Below are 22,560 nucleotides of genomic sequence, written 5' to 3'. Positions count from 1 at the left end.
TGGCCCGAGGAGCGAACCCGTGACGCCTGCCCCCACTGTCCCTCTTGCCGACGCGCTCGCGAGCGGCCCGCTCGTCCTCGACGGCGGTCTGTCCAACCAACTGGCGGCGCAGGGCTGTGACCTGTCCGATGCCCTGTGGTCGGCCCGGCTGCTCGCCGACGGGCCGGAGCAGATCGAGCGGGCGCACGCGGCCTATGTGCGGGCGGGCGCGAGGGTGCTCATCACGGCGAGCTACCAGGCCACGTTCGAGGGCTTCGCCGCCCGGGGCATCGGCCGGGCGAAGGCGGCGGAGCTGCTGCGCGGCAGTGTGCGGCTGGCGAGAGGGGCGGGGGAGGGGGAGGGAGGGGAGGGGGGAGGGCCCCCACCCCCCTGGGTCGCCGCCTCCGTCGGCCCTTACGGCGCCATGCTCGCCGACGGCAGTGAGTACCGCGGCCGGTACGGGCTCAGCGTCGCGGAGTTGGAGCGTTTCCATCGGCCCCGCATCGAGGTGCTGGCCGAGGCCGCCCCCGATGTCCTTGCCTTGGAGACGGTGCCGGACGTGGATGAGGCCGAGGCGCTGTTGCGGGCTGTCGAGGGGTGCGGGGTGCCCGTGTGGCTGTCGTACAGCGTGGCCGGTGAACGCACTCGTGCGGGGCAGCCCCTGCGTGAGGCGTTCGCGCTCGCCGCCGGCGACGACCGGGTCATCGCGGTCGGCGTCAACTGCTGTGATCCCGATGACGCCCACCGGGCCGTCCAGCTGGCGGCGGAGGTCACCCGCAAGCCTGTTGTGGTCTATCCCAACAGCGGCGAGCGGTGGGACGCGCGGGAGCGGGCCTGGCGGGGGAGTGCCACGTTCGGTCCGGGCAGGGTGGCGGCGTGGCTGGAGGCGGGGGCCCGCCTCATCGGCGGCTGCTGCCGCGTCGGTCCCGAGGGCATCGCGCGGCTGGCTCGCGCCCTGGAGTCGTAGCCTCGCGGGCTGGGGCCAGGGCTCCACAGGGCGGTCGGTGTGCGTGTCCCCGGCCGCCCCGTTCGCCGCATGCCGGGCAACCCCTCCGACACGGGCGGCCCGGCGCAGCAGACGCCCTCGTTCACCCCTCCGTTCGCCGTATGACCGGCAACTCCCCTCACACGCGCCCCACTTATGTCGACGCCCGCCCCGGGCCATGGGTTCACCGATAGCGTGGGAGGCGCCGGAAGCAGAGTGCGGAACGGGGAGTCTGGGGCCTCTTCGGCCCAGGAAATCCGGACGATCGGGTGGTGGGCATGACTACTCAGGGCGCCGATGACGCCATATCCAGGAAACAGCCGGCCGAGCTGGCGCCGGGAGCGGTGATCGCGCAGTCGCTGGACAACGAGTGGGTCAGCGCGCGGCTGACCAAGGACATGATCGAGAAGGGGAAGTCGCTCCGGGACGTCGCGGACATCCGGAGCAAGGAGGCGCGCGCCGAGTACTTCCGCAGCCTCATCAACACCCGCCAGGTGGTGGTCAACCGGGTGTTCTTCTACAACAACCGGGCCGTGAGCTGCGACCTCGTGGAGGGCGGCGCCGCCCGGCGCGCCCATCAGAAGCTGCTGGGCGACGGCTCGCTGGTGCCCTATCTCGTCAACGAGCGCGAGCCGGCCGCCCGCCCGCCGAACGTGAGCGTCGACGAGGAGGCGTTCACCGCCTGGCAGGAGACCGTCGACGGCATGCCCGCGAGTTCGCGCATCACCTGCGTACGGCTGTCCTGGGAGGACCAGGAGAACAGGGACGCCACCAGGAACGGCCTCTTCAACCCCTTCGCCGGCCAGGTGCAGCGGCTCACCGCGACGGACATCCCGCTGCTCGCCGCCCAGGTCGGCGTCCCACCGGAGCAGACCCCGCAGTTCGGCGCCCGGCTCCACCGGCTCGTCGGCTTCAGCAGCGACCGGCGCACGCGTGACCAGCTCGTCTCCCGCAAGGTGCTCTACGACGAGTTCGTGTCCGTGCCCGGCCTGCCCGTGTCGGACGTCCGCTACGACCGGAGCAAACCGTTCGCCGGGGAGATCAAGCAGCTCCTGGACCTCATCTACAACGTCAACCTCGCCGACGCGCTGGGCATGTATCCGCTCACCCCCTCCGGCAGCCTCCGGCGGATCGCCCTCCAGGAGTGGCGGGACGTGCGGACGGCCCCCAGCGGTGTGGTCACCGACCCCGAACAACTGCTGCTGTTCCTGCGGCGGCAGGCGTTCTCCACCGTCCAGGACCGGCTGACCCCGGCGGCCGTCGACACCCTGACCCTGGAGGACGTCTGGAGCCTGCGGCAGAGCGACGCCTGGCACGAGTACATCGGCGCCTTCGACGCGCTGACCGCCGACCCGGCCGCCTTCCACGACCGGGTGGGCCGCGTCTTCGACCGCTACGTCAAGCTCAACTCCGAGATCGTCCGGATCGCCGCGGGCCGCCGCGCGAGCCGCGCGATGGCCCGCAAGTGGGCCCCCGTCATCGAAGTGGTCGTCGTCGTGGGCGGCGCCGTGTTCAGCGCGATCACCGGTGACGACACCTGGGGCGTCGTGGGGGACGTCGGAGCGGTGTCCGCCAAGGCCGGTGGCTCCGTCCAACTGGTCCTGCGCAACAGGCGGGAGGGGCGGCGCGAGCAGAAGTTCGCCCGGGAGATAGCGTCCGTCCGGTTCGACAGCGCGCGTGAGTGGGAACAGTTCCACGGCATGGTGCGCCAGTTGCCGGGATACCGGGAGCAGCGCGGTTCCAGGATGGCCACCAGCTCCGCCACCGTCCAGGACGACATCCCGGAGTACTGACACCAGTGCGAGAAGAAGCCGCGTCCGCGTACGACCGTCTGCGTGCCGACCGCCCGGAGCTGTTCGGCAACGACCCGGGCGGCATCGACATCCTCCTCGACCCGGACGCTGTCGAGGAGGCGCGCCGGAGCGCGGGCTGCGGTGAGGACGAGCAGGTCGGCGTGGTGTACGCCGACCGGTTCGTCACGGTCGTACGCGACGCGGTCCGCTTCCCCGGCGGCTCGCTGGGGCTGTACGTACGGATGCTGTCCACCGCCACCGGCCCCGGAGCCGTGATCCTTCCCCTGGTGGGCGCCGACGGCGTCGTTCTCGTGGAGCACTACCGGCACGCCACCCGCGCCTGGCACTGGGAGCTGCCGCGCGGCATGGGCCTGCCCGGCGCCCCGGGCGCGGAGACCGCCGCGCGCGAGCTCGCCGAGGAGCTCGGCACCCCGCCCACGGAGCTGATCCCGCTGGGGCGGGTCCATCCGGACAGCGGACTGCTCGGTGACCACGTCGAGTTGTACGCGGCCCGCGTCGAGCGCGTCGGGGCCCTCGACGCCGCCGAGGGCATCCGGCGGGCGGTCACCCTGCCGTGGCCGGAGGTGGCCGCGATGATCGCGGACGGGACCATCACCTGCGCCTTCACGATCGCCGCGCTGACCCGCGCGCGGCTGCGCGGCGTGCTGGGCGGCGGTGCGCTGTGACGCGGCGGGACCGCTGAGCGGAGGCTGAGCGGAAGCTGAGAGGAAAGGACCGCTGAGCGGAAAAGGATGTGGGGTTACCGTACGAATGCGGTGATACTCAAGGGTGTGTTCCCGACAACAGGCACCACAGAGGCCCCAGCCATCGGCCTGACGCTCCCGCCGCACCGGCGCCCCGGCACGGCGCGGCGGTTCTCGACCGCGTGCGGTGTCGCCCATGCCTGCCACCCCGAGGCGGCCGCCGAGCGCCGCACGGCCGCGCTGCTCCTGGAGGCGGGGTCCGCATGACCGTGAACGCCATGGGCGGCAGTGTCCGTTCCCTCGGTGTGCCCGACCTCTGCCTCGTGGTGCTCGTCGGTGCCACCGGATCGGGCAAGTCCACTTTTGCCGCACGGCACTTCGCGCCTACCGAGGTGCTCTCCTCGGACTTCTGCCGCGCCCTGGTCGCCGACGACGAGACCGACCAGAGCGCCAGCGGCGACGCGTTCGACGTGCTGGAGTACATCGCGGCCAAGCGCCTCGCGGCCGGGCGGCTCACCGTCGTCGACGCGACCAACGTCCGGCCGGAGAGCCGCCGGCGGTTCGTACGGCTGGCGCGTGAGCACGACGTGCCGCCCGTCGCGATCGTCCTGGACATGCCCGAGGACGTCTGCGCCGCCCGCAACAGCTCCCGCCCGGAGCGTGCCGCGCTCCCGCGCGAGGTCGTCCAGCGCCACCGGCGCGAACTGCGCGGCTCGCCGGCGCATATGGAGGGCGAGGGGTTCCGTACGGTGCACGTTCTGCGGGGCGTGGCCGAGGCGGAGTCCGCCGAGGTCGTCCGCGAGCGAAGCAGCACCGACCTGCGCCATCTCACCGGCCCGTTCGACATCGTCGGTGACATCCACGGCTGCCGCTCCGAACTGGAGACTCTGCTGACCCGGCTCGGCTACGCCCTCACCCGCGACGAGGCGGGCCGCCCGGTGGACGCCGCGCACCCGGAGGGGCGGACGGCCGTCTTCGTCGGCGACCTCGTCGACCGGGGCCCGGACAGCCCCGGCGTACTGCGCCTGGTCATGGGCATGGTCGCCGCCGGGCACGCGCTGTGCGTTTCCGGGAACCACGAGCACAAGCTCGGCCGGCATCTCGACGGCCGCAAGGTCAAGATCACCCACGGTCTGGCGGCGACGGTCGAGCAGCTCGACCGGGAGGACGAGGGGTTCCGCGAGCGGGTCGGCGCGTTCATCGCATCCCTGATCAGCCACTACGTCCTGGACGGCGGTGCCCTCGTCGTCTGCCACGCCGGGCTGCCGGAGAGGTATCACGGCCGTACGTCCGGCAGGGTCCGCGCGCACGCCATGTGGGGCGACACGACGGGGGAGACCGACGAGTTCGGCCTTCCGGTGCGCCGTCAGTGGGCCGAGGACTACCGTGGCCGCGCCGCCGTGGTCCACGGCCACACCCCGACTCTCTCGGCCGACTGGCTGAACAACACCGTCTGCCTCGACACGGGCGCCGTGTTCGGCGGCAGGCTGACGGCCCTGCGCTGGCCCGAGCGCGAGCTCGTGGACGTACCCGCCGAGCAGGTCTGGTGCGAGCCGGCGAGGCCGCTCGCCGCCGGGGCGCGGGGCGGGGCGGACAGCTATCGCGCCGGCCCCGCGCCGTCCTCGTCGTCCGGGCGCTCTCCGGGATGATCGTGAGGCCGCTGGGGGAGCCGCCGCGTAGCGGTGGTGCGGACGACGACCATCCGCAGCACCGACCACAAGATCCGCCGGACAGGCCCTGGTGGCCGCTCGCCGCGATGATGTTCCGCCGTGGTGCACCGCGTGATCTCGGGTGATCCAGGTCAGGATGGAGGGATGGGATTCCATGTCGACTCCGAGGCCGGGCGGCTGCGCCGCGTCATACTGCACCGCCCGGGTCTGGAGCTCAAGCGGCTGACGCCGTCCAACAAGGACGCGCTCCTCTTCGACGACGTGCTCTGGGTGCGGCGGGCGCGCGCGGAGCACGACGGGTTCGCCGACGTGCTGCGCGAGCGCGGGGTGGCGGTGCACTTCTTCCAGGACCTGCTGGAGGAGAGCCTGGCCGTGCCGGGCGCGCGCTCCCACGTGCTGGACCGCGTCTTCGAGGAGAAGGAGTACGGGCCGCTCGCCACGGGCCGGCTGCGGGCCGCGTTCGACGGGATGCGGGCCCCCGAACTGGGCTCCTGGCTGGTCGGCGGGATGACGAAGCGGGAGTTCCTGGAGCGCTACCCGGAGCCGGTCTCGGTGCGCTTCCACGCGATGGACCTGGACGACTTCCTGCTCAACCCGCTGCCCAACCACCTCTTCACCCGCGACACCTCCGCCTGGATCTACGACGGGGTGTGCGTCAACGCGATGCGCTGGCCCGCCCGTTGGCACGAGACCGTGCACTACGAGGCGGTCTACCGCCACCACCCGCTGTTCGCGGCGGGCTTCGACAGGGGGGCGGAGGAGAGCGGCTTCCACGTCTGGTCCGAGGGGCAGGCCGCCTATCCGTCCACCATCGAGGGCGGCGACGTGCTCGTCATCGGCGCGGGCGCGGTGCTGATCGGGATGAGCGAGCGGACCACGCCGCAGGCCGTGGAGATGCTCGCCCACCGGCTCTTCGCCACCGGCTCGGCCCGCACGATCGTGGCCCTGGACATGCCGAAGCGGCGCGCGTTCATGCACCTGGACACCGTGATGACGATGGTGGACGGCGGCACCTTCACGCAGTACGCCGGGCTGGGCATGCTCCGCTCGTACACCATCGAGCCGGGGGTGGGCGAGCGCGAGCTGAAGGTCACCGACCACCCGCCGGAGCACATGCACCGCGCGATCGCCGCCGCGCTCGGCCTCGACTCGATCCGGGTGCTGACCGCGACGCAGGACGTGCACGCGGCGGAGCGCGAGCAGTGGGACGACGGCTGCAACGTGCTGGCGATCGAGCCGGGTGTGGTGGTCGCCTACGAGCGCAACGCGACGACCAACACCTACCTGCGCAAGCACGGCATCGAGGTCATCACCATCCCCGGCAGCGAGCTCGGGCGCGGCCGGGGCGGGCCGCGCTGCATGAGCTGTCCCATCGAACGGGACGCGGTCGGCCGGGGCTGAGGCAGCATTGAATACCCATACGTTCGATCGTATATACTTCCGATTTCCCGTAGTCGTGAGCTAGGAGCCCACCCCATGGCGACAGACCTCAAGGGACGTCATTTCCTGAAGGAAACGGACTTCACCGCCGAGGAGTTCCGCAGCCTCGTCGAGCTCGCCGCCGAGCTCAAGGCCGCGAAGCGGGCGGCCGTCGAGGAGCAGCGGCTCCGGGGCCGGCACGTCGCACTCGTCTTCGAGAAGACCTCCACCCGCACCCGCTGCGCCTTCGAGGTCGCCGCCGCCGACCAGGGCGCCCGTACGACGTACCTCGACCCGGTGGGCTCGCAGATCGGTCACAAGGAGTCCGTCCGGGACACCGCCCGGGTCCTCGGCCGGATGTTCGACGCCATCGAGTACCGCGGCCACGGCCAGGAAGTGGTCGAGGAGCTCGCGGCGTACGCGGGGGTGCCGGTCTTCAACGGGCTCACCGACGAGTGGCACCCGACCCAGATGCTCGCCGACGTGCTCACGATGTCCGAGCAGACGGCCAAGCCGCTGGAGCACGTCGCCTACGCCTATCTCGGCGACGCCCGCTACAACATGGGCAACTCCTACCTCATCACCGGGGCGATCCTCGGCATGGACGTCCGCATCGTGGCGCCCGAGGAGCTCTGGCCCTCCCCGGAGGTCATCGCCGAGGCCCGGCGGCTGGCCGCGAAGAGCGGCGCGCGCCTCACGCTCACCGCGGACGTCGCCGAGGGCGTGCGCGACGCGGACTTCGTCGCCACCGACGTGTGGGTGTCCATGGGCGAGCCCAAGGAGGTCTGGGACGCGCGGATCGCGCTGCTGGCGCCGTACGCCGTCACCATGGACGTGCTGCGGGCCACGGGCAACCCGGCGGTGAAGTTCCTGCACTGCCTGCCCGCCTTCCACGACCTCGGCACGACGGTCGCCCGCGAGATCCACGAGCGCCACGGCCTGACGTCGCTGGAAGTGACCGACGAGGTCTTCGAGTCCACGCACTCCGTCGTCTTCGACCAGGCGGAGAACCGCATGCACACGATCAAGGCGGTGCTGGTGGCGACGCTGGGGGACTGACGGTGGGCCTGCGATCGAGGGCAACGCGGCGAAGTCGTGCCGGGTTCGGGGCGCAGCCCCGGTTCAGGGAGCGAAACGAACCCGCACCCAGAAGCAGGGGCAGCAGCCTGCCCTATCGCGCACCCGTGACGACAGTCACAGCACGGTGATAACTTCACGGAGCAGGCACCAGCCCTCTGGCTGAAGGAGTCCGCACCATGGCCCCGTTCACCGGCTCCGCACCCCGCACCGAGAAATGGCGGCACCTGCGCCTCGCGGTCGACTCCGGCGTCGCCACCGTCACCCTCTCCCGCCCCGGCAAGCTCAACGCCCTCACCTTCGGCGCCTACGCGGACCTGCGCGACCTGCTGCCCGAGCTCGCGCGCGACGGCGGCGTACGGGCCCTCGTCCTCGGCGGCGAGGGCCGGGGCTTCTGCTCCGGCGGTGACGTCGACGAGATCATCGGCGCCACCCTGGCCATGGACACCGGCCGCCTCCTCGACTTCAACCGGATGACCGGACAGGTCGTGCGCGCCCTGCGCGAGTGCCCGTTCCCCGTGATAGCCGCCGTGCACGGCGTGGCGGCGGGCGCCGGCGCCGTCCTCGCGCTCGCCGCGGACTTCCGCGTCGCCGACCCCACCGCCCGCTTCGCCTTCCTCTTCACCAGGGTCGGCCTCTCCGGCGGTGACATGGGCGCCGCCTACCTCCTGCCCCGTGTCGTCGGCCTCGGCCACGCGACCCGGCTGCTGATGCTCGGCGAACCCGTACGCGCGGAGGAGGCCGAACGGATCGGCCTCATCAGCCAGTTTACCGAGGAGGGCGGCGCGGCCGCGGCGGCCCGGTCGCTCGCCCACCGCCTCGCCGCCGGGCCCGCCCTCGCCCACGCCCAGACCAAGGCCCTGCTCACCGCCGAGCTCGACATGCCCCTCGCCGCGGCCGTCGAACTCGACGCCGCCACCCAGGCGCTGCTGATGAACAGCGCCGACTACGCCGAGTTCCACGCCGCGTTCACCGAGAAGCGGCCGCCGGTCTGGCGAGGGCGGTGAGCATGCGGGTCGCGGTCATCGGCGGCGGCCCCGGCGGCCTCGGCGCCGCCGCCCTGCTGAAACGTCTCGGCCCCGACCGCCGGGTCACCCTCTGGGAGCGCAACGCCCCCGACGACACCTTCGGCTTCGGGGTCGTCCTCTCCGACGAGACGCTCGGCGGCATCGAGACCGCCGACCCGGCCGTCCACGCCGCCCTGCGCGCGGAGTTCGTCCGCTGGGACGCCATCGACATCGTGCACCGGGGCCGCACCCTCACCTCCGGCGGCCACGGCTTCGCCGCCCTCGGCCGGCACCGGCTCCTGGAGATCCTCCACGCCCGCTGCCGCGAGCTCGGCGTCGACCTCCGCTTCCGCACCGAGGCGCCGCCCGCCGCCGAACTGGCCCGCTCCCACGACCTCGTCATCGCCGCCGACGGCGTGCACAGTGCCACACGCGACTCCCACCGCGACCACTTCCGGCCCACCCTCACCACACACCGCTGCCGCTACATCTGGCTCTCCGCCGAATTCGCGCTCGACGCCTTCCGCTTCGAGATCGCCGAGACCGAGCACGGGCTGATGCAGCTCCACGCCTACCCCTACGCCCGCCCCACGGGCGGCGGACCCGGCGCGAGCACCGTCATCGTCGAGATGCGCGAGGAGGTCTGGCGGCGCGCCGGGCTCGACCGCTGCGACGAGGCCACCTCCGTCGAACGGTGCGGCGCCTACTTCGCCGGCCTCCTCAAGGGCCGCCCTCTGCGCGCCGACCGCTCCGCCTGGACCGCCTTCCGCACGGTCACCAACGCCCGCTGGTCCCACGGCAACACCGTCCTCCTCGGCGACGCCGCCCACACCGCCCACTTCTCCATCGGCTCCGGCACCAAGCTCGCCGTCGAGGACGCCGTCGCCCTCGCCGCGCACCTCCAGGGCGCCACCCCGGTCACCGAGGCGCTCACGGCGTACGAGGCCGAGCGCCGCCCCGTCGTCGAATCCACCCAGCGGGCCGCCCGCGCCAGCCTCGAATGGTTCGAGGACCTCGCCGTCCACGTGGGCCGCCCGCCCCGCCGGTTCGCCTTCGACCTCCTCACCCGCAGCCGCCGCGTCACCCACGACAACCTCCGCCTGCGCGACGCGGACTTCGTCGCCTCGGTGGAGGCGGAGGCGGGCATACCTCCCGGCACCCCGCCGATGTTCACCCCCTTCCGGCTGGGCGGGCTGACCCTGCGCAACCGTGTCGTCGTCTCGCCCATGGACATGTACTCCGCCGTCGACGGCACTCCCGGCGACTTCCACCTCGTCCACCTCGGCGCCCGCGCCCTCGGCGGCGCCGGGCTGGTGATGACCGAGATGGTCTGCGTCAGCGCCCGAGGGCGCATCACCCCCGGCTGTACGGGCCTGTACGCGCCGGAGCACGAGAGCGCCTGGCACCGGGTCACCGGCTTCGTCCACACCCAGGCGCCCGGCGCGGCCATCGGCGTCCAGCTCGGCCACTCCGGGCGCAAGGGCTCCACCCGGCGCCAGTGGGAAGGCATCGACCAGCCGCTGCCGCACGGCAACTGGCCCGTCGTCGCCCCCTCCGCCCTGCCCTACCGGCCCGGCGTCAACCAGGTGCCGCACGCCCTGAGCGCCACCGAGATGGCGGTCATCCGCGGGCAGTTCGTCCGCAGCGCCGAAGCGGCCGCCCGCGCGGACTTCGACCTCCTCGAACTCCACTGCGCACACGGCTATCTGCTCTCCAGCTTCCTCTCCCCGCTCACCAACCGGCGCGCCGACGCCTACGGCGGCCCCCTCGCCGCCCGGCTGCGCTACCCCCTGGAGGTCTTCGACGCGGTCCGGGCCGTCTGGCCCGCCGGCCGGCCCATGACCGTACGGATCTCCGCCACCGACTGGGCGGACGGCGGGACGACCGGCGAGGACGCCGTCGAGATCGCCCGCGCCTTCGCCGGTCACGGCGCCGACGCCGTCGACGTCTCCACCGGCCAGGTCGTCCCCGGCGAGCGGCCCGCGTACGGCCGCTCCTACCAGACGCCCTTCGCCGAACGGATCCGTCACGAGGCGGGCGTCCCGGTGATCGCGGTGGGCGCCATCTCCTCCTGGGACGACGTCAACTCCCTGATCCTCGCGGGCCGCGCCGACCTCTGCGCCCTCGCGCGCCCGCACCTCTACGACCCGCAATGGACCCTGCACGCGGCCGCGGAGCAGGGCTACGAGGGCGCGTCCGCGCCGTGGCCCGCCCCCTACCGGGCAGGCAGCCGGAGGCCGCCGACGGGGCGGGGGACGTAGGCCGCGGCCACCGGCCTAGGCCAGGGCCGCGTCCACGAACCGCGACCCCGCCGCGCGCAGCCGCGCGTGCAGGCCCGCGAAGACGCGCGCGGACCGTACCCCCGGCCAGTCCGCCGGGAGCAGGGACGGTGGCAGGCCCGGGTCCGCGTAGGGGAGGTGGCGCCAGGAGTCCAGGGCGAGGAGGTGGTCGCGGTACGCCTCCTGCGGCGGTACGGTCCGGCGCCGTGCCCACCGGTGGAGCACGGGCTCGTGCGCGGCCAGGAAGGTGCGGTGCCGGCCGGCCAGTGACTCCAGGTCCCACCACCGGGCCACCGCCTCCGCCGTCGGCTCGAAGCCGAGGTGGCAGCCGCGGAACAGGTCGACGTAGGAGTCCAGTTCGAGGCGCTGCAGGGTGTGCCGGGTCTCCTCGTGGACGTGCGCGGGCGCGATCCACACCCCGGGCGCGGCCGCGCCGAAGCCCAGCCGGGCCAGCCGGGAGCGCAGCAGGTGACGCTTGTGCCGCTCCTCCTCGGGCACCGAGAAGACGGCCAGCAGCCAGCCGGTCGCGGGACGTGTCGCCGCGCGGCCGTAGATGCGCCGGTCGCCGTCGTCGAGCAGTTGCCGGGCTGCGTCGGACAGTCCGTATCCCGCCGCGCCCTGCGGGGTGCGGCCCGCGACGAGCAGCCCGCGGCGTTTGAGCCGCGAGACGGCGGACCGTACCGAGGGCGAGTCCACGCCCACGGTGGCCAGCAACCGGATCAGTGCCGCGATCGGCACGGTGCGGCCGGCCGGCTGTTCGGCGCGGGTGCGACCGTACGCGCCGTAGAAAGTGACGATGAGGGACCGAGGGGTGTGCGGTGGTTGCTGGTCAGTCACGGGGAAACTGTAAAGCTCCGGTACGCAGTCGGAAGCGCTGGAGCTTGCCGGTGGGCGTGCGGGGAAGGGCATCGTGGAACTCGATCTCGCGAGGGCACTTGTACGGGGCGATCTCCTTTTTGGTGAACTCCCTCAGCTCCTCGGCGGTTTCCGCGGTCCGGGGCACGCCCGGCCGCAGCACCACATGGGCGACGACGGCCTCGCCCCGCCGCTCGTCCGGCCGTCCGACGACGGCCGCCTCCAGCACCTGCGGATGGCGCAGCAGCGCCTCCTCGACCTCGGGGCCCGCGATGTTGTGGCCCGCCGAGATGATCATGTCGTCGGCGCGGGCGACGTAGCGGAAGTGGCCGTCGGGCTCGCGGACACAGGTGTCGCCGGTGAGGTTCCAGCCGTCCCGTACGTACGCGCGCTGCCGGTCGTCCGCGAGGTAGCGGCAGCCGGTGGGTCCGCGCACGGCCAGCAGTCCCGGTTGGCCGTCGGGCACGGGCTGTCCGTCCGTGCCGACGACGCGCGCCTCGTAGCCGGGCACCGGCACTCCGGTCGTGCCGGGGCGGGCGTCCTCGTCGGCGGCGGAGATGAAGATGTGCAGCATCTCCGTGGCGCCGATGCCGTTGATGAGCCGCAGGCCGGTGGCCCGCCGCCAGGCGTGCCAGAGCGCGGCCGGCAGGTGCTCGCCCGCGGAGACGCACCGGCGCAGGGACGAGGTGTCGTACGCGCCCAGCCGGGCGAGCATGGCGCGGTAGGCGGTCGGCGCGGTGAACAGCACGGAGACGCCGTGCCGTTCGATGTCCTCCAGCAGCCGCTCGGGGCCGTGCCAGTCGGCGAGCAGCGTCGAGGCGCCCGCCCGCAGCGGGAAGATCACCAGACCGCCGAGCCCGAAGGTGAAGCCGAGCGGCGGGCTGCCCGCGAAGACGTCGGAGGGGCGGGGCCGCAGCACTCGCTCGGAGAAGGTGTCGGCGACCGCGAGCACGTCCCGGTGGAAGTGCGCGCAGCCTTTGGGCCGTCCGGTGGTGCCGGAGGTGAAGGCGATCAGGGCGACGTCGTCGGCGGAGGTCGCGACGGATGCGTACGATGAGGGTTTGTCCGCGGCCAGCCGCAGAAGGTCGCCGGGTGCGCTTCCGCCGTACGGCGTGACCCGTAAGGAGGTCACGGACGCCCGTTCCAGGTCGGCCAGCGATCTGCTGTCGCACAACGCGTGCCGTATCCGGGCCAGTTCGCAGACCGTCGCCAGCTCCTGCGGGCGGTGCGCGGCGAGAACGGTCACTGCCACGGCCCCCGCCTTCATCACCGCCAGCCAGCAGGCCGCCAGCCACGGCGTGGTGGGGCCGCGCAGCAGCACCCGGTTGCCGGGCACCACACCGAGGTCGCCGGTGAGCGTGTGGGCGATCCGGTCGACGTGCCCCCGCAGCTCGCCGTACGACCAGACGCCGCCCGTCCCGTCGCGCACGGCGGGCCGGTCCGCGCCCAGCCGGTCCACCGTCGCGTCCAGCAGCTCCGCACCGCAGTTGAGCCGGGCGGGGTAGCGCAGCGGGGGGTGGTCCGCCAGGTCGAAGCGGAGCGCGGGCCACTCGTTCGCGGGCGGGAGGTGGTCGCGGGGGAAGGTGTCGGCGTGGGCCGACGGCTCGAGCTCCATCGCCGGGACGCCCCCTCGTGCCGAGGAATGGGATGGACAAGAGACAGACAACGGTCAGACAAGGGACGGGCAAGGAACGGACGGGGTCTTGCCAGCCGTACGGATCCGCTGTCAGCGTAGCGAGTTGGTGACGGCAGTCAACACAGCGCGATAAGCGACCGAGTGGACCGGGAGGGAGGCGGCCGGTGGCCCCTTCGTTCGCCCTCGACCCGGAACAGCGCGCCTGGTGCGCGGAGTTGCGGGCCCTCGCCGCGCGGCGGCTGCGCCCCCTCGCCGCCACGGGCGAGCCCGGCCGCGTCAACCGCCCGCTCGTCGCCGCCCTCGGTGAACTCGGGCTCCTGGCCCGCCTCTTCCCGGCGGACGGGCCCGTGCGCGCCATGGACCTGTGCCTGCTGCGCGAGTCCCTCGCCATGGAGTGCACGGAGGCGGAGACGGCCCTCGCCCTCCAGGGCCTGGGGGCCGCGCCGGTCGCCCGGTACGGCACCGGGGCGCAGCGCTCGCGGTGGCTGCCCGAGGTGGTGGCGGGCCGCGCCGTCGCCGCGTTCGCGCTGAGCGAGCCGGGCGCCGGGTCGGACGCCGCCGCCCTGGAGCTGCGGGCCGAGCCCGACGGGCGCGGCTGGCGGCTGACGGGGGAGAAGTGCTGGATCTCCAACGCCCCCGGGGCCGACCTGCACACGGTCTTCGCCCGCACCGGCCCGGGCGCCCGCTCCCGTGGCATCACGGCCTTCCTCGTGCCCGGCGGCCGGCCGGGCCTGGGCGGGCAGCCGCTGGACATGCTGAGCTCGCACCCGGTCGGCACGCTCACCTTCGACGGGGTCCGGGCGGAGCCGGAGGAGGTCGTCGGGGAGGTGGGCGGCGGCTTCCGCGTGGCCATGGGCACGCTGGAGGTGTTCCGGCCGAGCGTGGGGGCGTTCGCCGTCGGCATGGCCCGCGCCGCGCTGGGCGCGGCCGTGGCCCACGCGGGCGGACGCCAGGCGTTCGGCGGCCCGTTGAAGGACCTCCAGGCCGTCTCCCACCAGCTCGCCGAGATGGCCACCCGGACCGAGGCCGCGGCCCTCCTGGTGTACGCGGCGGCCGAGGCCCTGGACGCGGGGGAGCCCGGCGTCGCGGCCCGCTCGGCGATGGCCAAGCTGTTCGCCACGGAGACCGCGCAGTACGTGGTGGACGCGGCCGTCCAGATCCACGGCGCCCGCGCGCTGCGGCGCGGCCACCTCCTCGAACACCTCTACCGCGAGGTCCGCGCGCCGCGCGTCTACGAGGGCGCCACGGAGGTCCAGCGCACCGTCATCGCGAAGGAGCTCTACCGATGAACCCACCGCCCCCGCCGGACCCGGACGCGGCCCTGTGCCGGATCAACCCCGGCGAGCTGTCGCCTCCCTCCGGCTTCACCCACGCGGTGACGGCGACCGGCGGGCGGCTGGTGTTCCTCGCGGGGCAGACGGCGCTCGACGGTGACGGCCGGGTGGTGGCGGGCGGCCTGCCGGAGCAGTTCGCGCGGGCGCTGGCCAACCTCCTCACCGCCCTCCGCGCCGCCGGCGGCGCACCGCACCACCTCGCCCGCGTCACCGTGCACACCACCGACGTCGCGGCCTACCGCGCCCACGCCGCCGAACTCGGCCGCGTCTGGCGCCGGCAGGCGGGCCGGGACTACCCGGCCATGGCGGTCGTCGGCGTGACCCGGCTCTGGGACGAGACGGCGCTGGTCGAACTCGACGGCATCGCCGTCCTGCCGTAGCCGGGCCGTCAGCTCCCGTCCTCCGCCGCCGCGCGCTCCTCGCGGGCCGCGGCGAAGCCGCGCAGCCAGGCGGCCCGCAGCGGGTCCCCGGGCCCGTACGGGCAGTCGCCGGTCCCCTCCCCGAGCTCGAAGGCCAGCCGCCCCTCCTTGAGCGCCACCACCAAGTCGGCACGTGTCGCCACGCGGTCCCCTCCCTTTCCGGTCCTTTTCCGGTCCCTTTCCGGTTCGTCGGCCCGGGGCCGTCCTAGATGTCGCGGAAGATCTCGATCTGCGCGCCGATCGAGTTGAGCCGCTCCGCGAGGTCTTCGTAGCCGCGGTTGATCACATAGACGTTGCGCAGCACCGAGGTGCCCTCGGCCGCCATCATCGCCAGCAGGACGACCACGGCGGGGCGCAGCGCGGGCGGGCACATCATCTCGGCGGAGCGCCAGCGGGTCGGTCCCTCGACGAGCACGCGGTGGGGGTCGAGGAGCTTGACGTCGGCGCCGAGGCGGTTGAGGTCGGTGAGGTAGATGGCGCGGTTGTCGTAGACCCAGTCGTGGATGAGGGTCTGTCCCTGCGCGGCGGCGGCGATGGCCGCGAAGAACGGCACGTTGTCGATGTTGAGGCCGGGGAACGGCATCGGGTGGATCTTGTCGATCGGCGCCCGCAGCTTGGAGGGGCGCACGGTCAGGTCGAGCAGGCGCGTACGGCCGTTGTCCGCCGGGTACTCCGGGCTGCGCTCGTGGTCGAGGCCCATCTCCTCCAGGACGGCGAGCTCGATCTCCATGAACTCCACGGGGACGCGGCGGATCGTCAGCTCGGACTCGGTGACGACGGCTGCGGCGAGCAGGCTCATGGCCTCCACCGGGTCCTCGGAGGGCGCGTAGTCGACGTCCCGGTCGATGGTGGCCACGCCGTGCACGGTGAGGGTGGTGGTGCCGATGCCCTCGACCTTGACGCCGAGCTCCTCCAGGAAGAAGCAGAGGTCCTGGACCATGTAGTTGGAGCTGGCGTTGCGGATGACGGTGACGCCGTCGTGGCGGGCCGCCGCCAGGAGCGCGTTCTCGGTGACGGTGTCGCCGCGCTCGGTCAGCACGATCGCCCGGGTGGGTGCGACCGAACGGTCGACCTGCGCGTGGTAGGTGCCGTCGGTGGCGGTGACCTCGAGGCCGAAGTGGCGCAGGGCCGTCATGTGCGGCTGCACGGTCCGGGTGCCGAGGTCGCAGCCGCCCGCGTACGGGATCTTGAAGTGGTCCATCCGGTGCAGCAGCGGGCCGAGGAACATGATCACGCTGCGGGTGCGGCGGGCGGCCTCGGTGTCCATCGCCGCGAGGTCGAGCTCGGTGGGCGGGACGATCTCCAGGTCGTTGCCGTCGTTGATCCAGCGGGCCCGGACGCCGATGCTGCCGAGGACCTCCAGGATCCGGTAGACCTCCTCGATCCGGGCGACCCGGCGCAGTGTCGTGCGGCCCGCGTTGAGGAGGGTCGCGCACAGCAGTGCCACACAGGCGTTCTTGCTGGTCTTGACGTCGATGGCGCCGGAGAGACGGCGGCCGCCGACGACCCTCAGGTGCATGGGTCCCGCGTATCCGAGGGAGACGATCTCGCTGTCCAGCGCCTCGCCGATCCTGGCGATCATATCAAGGCTGATGTTCTGATTTCCCCGCTCGATGCGATTGACGGCGCTCTGGCTGGTGCCGAGGGCGTCTGCGAGCTGGGACTGCGTCCAGCCGCGGTGCTGCCGCGCGTCACGGATGAGCTTGCCGATGCGGGCGAGGTAGGCGTCTGTCATGAGTCAGACGGTATCTCAGATATGAGATTTCTTCCTGTGGGGGCCGCTGCCCGCCGCCGACCTGCTGTGTTGTGTCGTATTCCTGACGGTCATTGCTTTCCCCGTGTGACGGAGGACCAGACACCGCCGCCGCTCCTTTCCCACCCGCCGGGCGCATCGCGTGTCGTCGCGAGCGAGGGTTCGCCTCCGTGCGCCGGGGTGGCCGGCCCGGCGCGGCCGTGGACCGCCCGACATGCGCACCCGGAGGCCCCCGTGCCACGCTGATCGGGGCGGGACGGACTCACCCGGCCCGCCCGATCCACCTCGTAGAGGAGGGCCGGCATGACCGACAGGGAACGCGACCCGCGGTACGTGGACGACATGACGGAGGAGACGCTCGGCGCCAAGGAGCAGGAGCGTCAGGAGCGCCAGCGGCAGCAGGAGGCGCAGCGCGGCCGGCCGGAGGGCGACGCGGGCTCGCGCGCCGGCCGGGACGACTCCGACGACGACCGGTGACGGCCTGCCGGGGCGTATCGGGGCCAGCCGGGACATGACCGTGCGGCGGCGATGTACTAGAGTTATCTCGACATCGAGATATCTGCCGAGAGGCGTACCGCTGTCGCGCCAGTAAGGCATGCCTAACTAAGGCACACCTTAGCGGATTGGCGCGAACCCGTGACGGCAGGATTGCCGCAGTACGCGAATTCATGCATGAAGGAGACTGTCGTGTCGGCGAACAGCTTCGACGCCCGCAGCACGCTGCGCGTGGGCGACGAGTCGTACGAGATCTTCCGGCTGGACAAGGTCGAGGGCGCCGCGCGCCTTCCCTACAGCCTGAAGGTGCTGCTGGAGAACCTGCTCCGCACGGAGGACGGCGCGAACATCACCGCCGACCACATCCGCGCGATCGGCGGCTGGGACTCCCAGGCCCAGCCCAGCCAGGAGATCCAGTTCACGCCGGCCCGCGTGATCATGCAGGACTTCACCGGCGTGCCCTGCGTCGTGGACCTCGCCACCATGCGTGAGGCCGTCAAGGAGCTCGGCGGCGACGCGGCGAAGGTCAACCCGCTGTCCCCGGCCGAGCTGGTCATCGACCACTCCGTCATCGCCGACAAGTTCGGCACGAAGGACGCCTTCGGCCAGAACGTCGAGCTGGAGTACGGCCGCAACAAGGAGCGCTACCAGTTCCTGCGCTGGGGCCAGACCGCCTTCGACGACTTCAAGGTCGTCCCCCCGGGCACCGGCATCGTCCACCAGGTGAACATCGAGCACCTGGCCCGCACGGTCATGGTCCGGGGCGGCCAGGCGTACCCCGACACCCTCGTCGGCACCGACTCGCACACCACCATGGTCAACGGCCTCGGCGTGCTGGGCTGGGGCGTCGGCGGCATCGAGGCCGAGGCCGCGATGCTCGGCCAGCCGGTCTCCATGCTCATCCCGCGTGTCGTCGGCTTCAAGCTGACCGGTGAGCTGCCGGCCGGCACCACCGCCACCGACCTGGTGCTGACCATCACCGAGATGCTGCGCAAGCACGGTGTCGTCGGCAAGTTCGTCGAGTTCTACGGCGAGGGCGTCGCCGCCACCTCGCTGGCCAACCGCGCCACCATCGGCAACATGTCGCCGGAGTTCGGCTCCACCGCCGCGATCTTCCCGATCGACGGCGAGACGCTGAAGTACCTGAAGCTCACCGGCCGCTCCGAGCAGCAGGTCGCGCTGGTCGAGGCGTACGCCAAGGAGCAGGGCCTGTGGCTGGACCCGGCCGCCGAGCCGGACTTCTCCGAGAAGCTGGAGCTGGACCTCTCCACCGTGGTCCCCTCCATCGCCGGCCCGAAGCGCCCGCAGGACCGCATCATCCTGGCCAACGCCGCCCAGCAGTTCGCGCTGGACGTCCGCAACTACGTCGAGGACGACGACGAGGCGGGCAAGGAGTCCTTCCCGGCCTCCGACGCCCCGGCCTCCACCAACGGCGTCCCGAGCCGCCCGACCACGGTCACGGCTCCCGACGGCACCACCTACGAGATCGACCACGGCGCCGTCACCGTCGCCGCGATCACCTCCTGCACCAACACCTCGAACCCCTACGTCATGGTCGCCGCCGCGCTCGTGGCCAAGAAGGCGGTCGAGAAGGGCCTGACCCGCAAGCCGTGGGTCAAGACCACCCTCGCCCCGGGCTCCAAGGTCGTCACCGACTACTTCGACAAGGCGGGCCTGACCCCCTACCTCGACAAGGTCGGCTTCAACCTCGTCGGCTACGGCTGCACCACCTGCATCGGCAACTCCGGCCCGCTGCCGGAGGAGGTCTCCAAGGCCGTCAACGAGCACGACCTGGCCGTCACCTCGGTGCTCTCCGGCAACCGCAACTTCGAGGGCCGGATCAACCCCGACGTCAAGATGAACTACCTGGCGTCCCCGCCGCTGGTCGTCGCGTACGCCATCGCGGGCTCCATGAAGGTGGACATCACCAAGGACGCCCTGGGCACCGACCAGGACGGCAACCCGGTCTTCCTCAAGGACATCTGGCCCTCCGAGGCCGAGGTCAACGACGTCGTGGCCAACGCCATCGGCGAGGACATGTTCAACAAGTCCTACCAGGACGTCTTCGCGGGCGACGCCCAGTGGCAGGCGCTGCCGATCCCGACCGGCAACACCTTCGAGTGGGACACCGAGTCCACCTACGTCCGCAAGCCCCCGTACTTCGAGGGTATGACGATGGAGACCACCCCGGTCTCCGACATCGCCGGCGCCCGCGTCCTCGCCAAGCTCGGCGACTCGGTCACCACCGACCACATCTCCCCGGCCGGTGCCATCAAGGCCGACACCCCGGCCGGCAAGTACCTCACCGAGCACGGTGTCGAGCGCCGTGACTTCAACAGCTACGGCTCGCGCCGCGGCAACCACGAGGTCATGATCCGCGGCACGTTCGCCAACATCCGCCTGCGCAACCAGATCGCGCCGGGCACCGAGGGCGGCTTCACCCGCGACTTCACCAAGGGCGACGCCCCGGTGTCGTTCATCTACGACGCGTCGCGCAACTACATCGAGCAGGGCATCCCGCTGGTCGTCCTGGCCGGCAAGGAGTACGGCTCCGGCTCGTCCCGCGACTGGGCCGCCAAGGGCACCGCGCTGCTCGGCGTCAAGGCCGTCATCGCCGAGTCCTACGAGCGCATCCACCGCTCGAACCTCATCGGCATGGGCGTCCTGCCCCTGCAGTACCCCGAGGGCGCCACGGCCGAGTCGCTCGGCCTGACCGGCGAGGAGACCTTCTCCTTCACCGGCGTGGAGGAGCTGAACAACGGCACCACCCCGCGCACGGTCAAGGTCACCACCGACACCGGCGTCGAGTTCGACGCGGTCGTCCGCATCGACACCCCCGGTGAGGCCGACTACTACCGCAACGGCGGCATCATGCAGTACGTGCTGCGCTCGCTGATCCGCAAGTAAGCGGTTCCGCACGGCCGGTTGAGGGCCGCACCCCCGTCTCGTACGGGGGTGCGGCCCTCGCCGCGTTTTCGGCAACCTCGTGAGGCATCCCAACTCGTAAGGGTGATCAGGGGGTTGGGAAAGTGTTGGCCAATCCCTTCCCGGTTAGTCTCCGGCGGGGGTCGATGCCGGGACGATATCGCTCCCCAGGGAGGGAAATACCTATGGGAACCGCCATCACTTTCGGGGAGCTCGCGTGCCTTTCGGGCGAGGAGCTCCCCCAGCGGCTCGTGCTGTCGAGTGTGCTGTCGGCGGGATCCGACCAGCCGGTGTATCCGGCCATGGTGAAGTCCGACCACGGCACGACGGTCGCCTACGCCTGCCAGTACCGGCAGAACGCGGGAAGTCCTCCGCTCCTCGTCTTCCTGGGACTCGCCTCCCGGGACCCCGGCTATACGACGACGTGCATTCCCGCGGCCATCTCCAGTCATTGAGCCGATTCAGGCACTTGCGGAAGGGAAATGGAATGGACAACACCATCAGCTTCGAGGAACTCGACAACGTCACCGGCGAGGTGCTGCCCGAACGGACGGTCATGGGCATCATGGCCACCCCACTCGGCTTCGGCGACGGTGACGGCGGCGCCGGAGCGGGCGCCTCCAGCAGCAGCTCCGCGGCGGCCACGGGCGGCGGCGTCTTCGCCCCGCAGCCGAGCCACCACGGCGCCACGATGCTGTCGTCCTGCCAGTCCATCGACCGGCAGGGCACCCCGGGTCTGTTCGGCTCGCTCGGCCTGGGCTCCGAGAACCCCGCCTCCAACGTGACCTGCACCCCGGCGGCCGTCGCCAGCTACTGATCCCCTAGCGGCCCGTCGTACGCACGTCGTACGCACGTCGTACACACGGGGGAGGACCGGGCGCGTCCGGTCCTCCCCCGCACTCTGTCCCCCTACGGAGAGCGCCCATGTCACTGCCCGCGCTGGTGCCCGGCACGGAACTGGTCGGCGAGTTCGAGGATTCCGGATACCGCGAGCCGCCCCACCTGGTCTGCCGCCCGGACGGGCAGGTCGTGCGCCTGCCGCCGCTGCTCTACCAACTCGCCCGCGCGCTCGACGGGCAGCCCCTGGAGCGCGTGGCCGAGCGGCTCAGCCGGGAGACGGGGCGGGGCTTCACCGCGGAGCACATCGTCTTCCTCATCGACAAGAAGCTCGTCCCGCTCGGCCTGACGACCTACAGCGACGGCTCACCACCCCCGCCCACCCGGAAGAGCGACCCCTTCCTGGCCTTCCGCTTCCGGCTGGCGGTACTGCCGCGGCGCGCCACGTGGTTCCTCTCCGGCCTGTTCGCCTGGCTGTTCCACCCGGTGCCGGTGCTCGCCGCCCTCGGCACGTTCGCCGGCGGCGAGGTGTGGCTGTGGATGACCCAGGACACCGGAGCCGCACTGCGGGCGGTCCTGACGTCCCCGGCCGACGTGCTGCTCGTCGTCCTCCTGGCCATCGCCTCCTGCGTGTTCCACGAAATGGGCCACGGCGCGGCCTGCCGCTACGGAGGCGCCCGGCCGGGGGCGATGGGATGCGGCATCTATCTGGTGTGGCCCGCCTTCTACACCGACATCACCGATTCCTACCGGCTGGGGCGCGCCGGGCGGATCCGGGCCGACCTGGGCGGCGTGTATTTCAACGCGCTGTTCGTCCTCGGCCTGCTCGCGCTGTACGCGCCGGCCGGCAGTCCGCTGCTCCTGGTGGCGATCCTCTCCGTCCACCTGGAGATGATCCAGCAGCTTCTTCCCACACTGCGCTTCGACGGCTATTACATCGTCGCGGACCTGGTCGGCATCCCCGACCTCTTCAAATACATCGCGCCCATCCTGAAGCGCTTCGTACTCCGCCGCCCCCAGGACGAACGGCTCCGGGCGCTCAAGCGGTGGCCGCAGATCGTCGTCGCGGTGTGGGTCATGTTCCTGGTGCCGGCCCTCGCCCTCCAGCTGGGCATGGTGCTCGTCAACCTGCCCCAACTGCTCAGGTCGGACTGGCGGACGGCCGACCTGCTGGTGACCCGGGTCGGCACGGCGGGCTTCCCGGTCCTCGGCACGGTCTCGGCGTGCCTCCAGATCGTGCTGCTCACCCTCCCCGTCGCCGGGCTCGCGCTCGCCCTGGGGCGGCCCGTGCGGTCGCTGGGCCGCCTGGCCCTCAGGCGCCGCACCGCGTGAGGGCGGGGCGCGGCCCGGAGCCACGGGATCCGGGCCGCGCGGAGTTCACCTGAAGTGACGC

Annotated in this window: 19 protein-coding genes and 1 pseudogene; 16 read left to right on the top strand and 4 right to left on the bottom strand. The window is 72.3% G+C overall.

All coding sequences use genetic code 11. The features are described 5' to 3' along the window. The first annotated feature begins 19 nt into the window (after nt 1-19). From mmuM to AB0435_RS21990, 9 genes and pseudogenes are all read left to right on the top strand, one after another. Nucleotides 20-946, top strand: a complete 927-nt coding sequence (gene mmuM, locus AB0435_RS22030; RefSeq protein WP_366427755.1) for a homocysteine S-methyltransferase — start codon at nt 20-22, stop codon at nt 944-946. 296 nt (nt 947-1,242) lie between these two features. Then, on the top strand, nt 1,243-2,757 hold the full coding sequence (locus AB0435_RS22025) for a hypothetical protein (protein WP_366427754.1): 1,515 nt from the start codon (nt 1,243-1,245) through the stop codon (nt 2,755-2,757). A gap of 5 nt (nt 2,758-2,762) precedes the next feature. Continuing rightward, the gene (locus tag AB0435_RS22020; RefSeq protein WP_366005288.1) at nt 2,763-3,443 is read left to right on the top strand and encodes an NUDIX hydrolase; all 681 of its coding nucleotides are present in this window, start codon (nt 2,763-2,765) and stop codon (nt 3,441-3,443) included. 105 nt (nt 3,444-3,548) lie between these two features. Continuing rightward, the gene (locus tag AB0435_RS22015) at nt 3,549-3,728 is read left to right on the top strand and encodes a hypothetical protein (protein WP_366005287.1); all 180 of its coding nucleotides are present in this window, start codon (nt 3,549-3,551) and stop codon (nt 3,726-3,728) included. A gap of 11 nt (nt 3,729-3,739) precedes the next feature. Then, nucleotides 3,740-5,050, top strand: a pseudogene (locus tag AB0435_RS22010) (AAA family ATPase); the annotation flags it as partial. 225 nt (nt 5,051-5,275) lie between these two features. After that, entirely contained in the window at nt 5,276-6,532 is a 1,257-nt protein-coding gene (locus tag AB0435_RS22005; protein WP_366427753.1) for an arginine deiminase, read from the top strand. A gap of 75 nt (nt 6,533-6,607) precedes the next feature. Beyond that, nucleotides 6,608-7,609 (top strand): ornithine carbamoyltransferase, encoded by a 1,002-nt coding sequence (gene argF, locus AB0435_RS22000; protein ID WP_366005285.1) that lies wholly within the window; start codon nt 6,608-6,610, stop codon nt 7,607-7,609. Nucleotides 7,610-7,806: 197 nt separating this feature from the next. After that, nucleotides 7,807-8,634, top strand: a complete 828-nt coding sequence (locus AB0435_RS21995) for an enoyl-CoA hydratase family protein (protein WP_366427752.1) — start codon at nt 7,807-7,809, stop codon at nt 8,632-8,634. A 2-nt stretch (nt 8,635-8,636) separates the two neighbouring features. Beyond that, on the top strand, nt 8,637-10,895 hold the full coding sequence (locus tag AB0435_RS21990; RefSeq protein WP_366427751.1) for a bifunctional salicylyl-CoA 5-hydroxylase/oxidoreductase: 2,259 nt from the start codon (nt 8,637-8,639) through the stop codon (nt 10,893-10,895). 15 nt (nt 10,896-10,910) lie between these two features. Here AB0435_RS21990 and AB0435_RS21985 read toward each other — a convergent pair whose 3' ends face one another. Both AB0435_RS21985 and AB0435_RS21980 read right to left on the bottom strand, forming a co-directional pair. Then, nucleotides 10,911-11,750 (bottom strand): PaaX family transcriptional regulator C-terminal domain-containing protein, encoded by an 840-nt coding sequence (locus AB0435_RS21985; RefSeq protein WP_366005282.1) that lies wholly within the window; start codon nt 11,748-11,750, stop codon nt 10,911-10,913. After that, nucleotides 11,743-13,383 carry an AMP-binding protein gene (locus tag AB0435_RS21980; protein ID WP_366005281.1) on the bottom strand — a complete coding sequence of 547 codons (1,641 nt, stop codon included), beginning with the start codon at nt 13,381-13,383 and terminating at the stop codon, nt 11,743-11,745. The genes AB0435_RS21985 and AB0435_RS21980 overlap by 8 nt, the downstream gene beginning before the upstream one ends. Nucleotides 13,384-13,568: 185 nt before the next feature. On the opposite strand from AB0435_RS21980, the gene AB0435_RS21975 reads away from it, so the two are divergent. Then, the gene (locus AB0435_RS21975) at nt 13,569-14,693 is read left to right on the top strand and encodes an acyl-CoA dehydrogenase family protein (RefSeq protein ID WP_366427750.1); all 1,125 of its coding nucleotides are present in this window, start codon (nt 13,569-13,571) and stop codon (nt 14,691-14,693) included. Continuing rightward, entirely contained in the window at nt 14,690-15,118 is a 429-nt protein-coding gene (locus AB0435_RS21970; protein WP_366005279.1) for a RidA family protein, read from the top strand. The genes AB0435_RS21975 and AB0435_RS21970 overlap by 4 nt, the downstream gene beginning before the upstream one ends. An 8-nt stretch (nt 15,119-15,126) precedes the next feature. Here the strand turns inward: AB0435_RS21970 and AB0435_RS21965 are convergent, their stop codons facing one another. Continuing rightward, on the bottom strand, nt 15,127-15,300 hold the full coding sequence (locus tag AB0435_RS21965; protein WP_366005278.1) for an Rmf/CrpP fold protein: 174 nt from the start codon (nt 15,298-15,300) through the stop codon (nt 15,127-15,129). Nucleotides 15,301-15,362: 62 nt separating this feature from the next. After that, on the bottom strand, nt 15,363-16,892 hold the full coding sequence (locus AB0435_RS21960) for a UDP-N-acetylglucosamine 1-carboxyvinyltransferase (RefSeq protein WP_366005277.1): 1,530 nt from the start codon (nt 16,890-16,892) through the stop codon (nt 15,363-15,365). 321 nt (nt 16,893-17,213) lie between these two features. On the opposite strand from AB0435_RS21960, the gene AB0435_RS21955 reads away from it, so the two are divergent. The 5 genes from AB0435_RS21955 to AB0435_RS21935 all read left to right on the top strand — a co-directional run bounded on the left by AB0435_RS21955 (nt 17,214) and on the right by AB0435_RS21935 (nt 22,499). After that, complete coding sequence (locus AB0435_RS21955) at nt 17,214-17,387, top strand: hypothetical protein (protein WP_366005276.1); 174 nt, start codon at nt 17,214-17,216, stop codon at nt 17,385-17,387. A gap of 210 nt (nt 17,388-17,597) precedes the next feature. Beyond that, nucleotides 17,598-20,312, top strand: coding sequence for an aconitate hydratase AcnA (gene acnA / locus AB0435_RS21950; protein WP_366005275.1), 2,715 nt, complete (start codon nt 17,598-17,600; stop codon nt 20,310-20,312). A 203-nt stretch (nt 20,313-20,515) separates the two neighbouring features. After that, nucleotides 20,516-20,785, top strand: coding sequence for a hypothetical protein (locus AB0435_RS21945; protein WP_361526097.1), 270 nt, complete (start codon nt 20,516-20,518; stop codon nt 20,783-20,785). 32 nt (nt 20,786-20,817) lie between these two features. Then, a complete protein-coding gene (locus AB0435_RS21940) occupies nt 20,818-21,147 on the top strand; it encodes a hypothetical protein (RefSeq protein ID WP_366427749.1) in 330 nt (109 codons plus the stop codon). 107 nt (nt 21,148-21,254) lie between these two features. Then, complete coding sequence (locus AB0435_RS21935; RefSeq protein ID WP_366005273.1) at nt 21,255-22,499, top strand: hypothetical protein; 1,245 nt, start codon at nt 21,255-21,257, stop codon at nt 22,497-22,499. Nucleotides 22,500-22,560: the final 61 nt, after the last annotated feature.

The organism is Streptomyces sp. NPDC051173, from assembly GCF_040689515.1.
In the GTDB taxonomy this organism is placed as follows: Bacteria; Actinomycetota; Actinomycetes; order Streptomycetales; family Streptomycetaceae; genus Streptomyces.
This window is presented reverse-complemented; position numbering and strand designations above follow the sequence as displayed.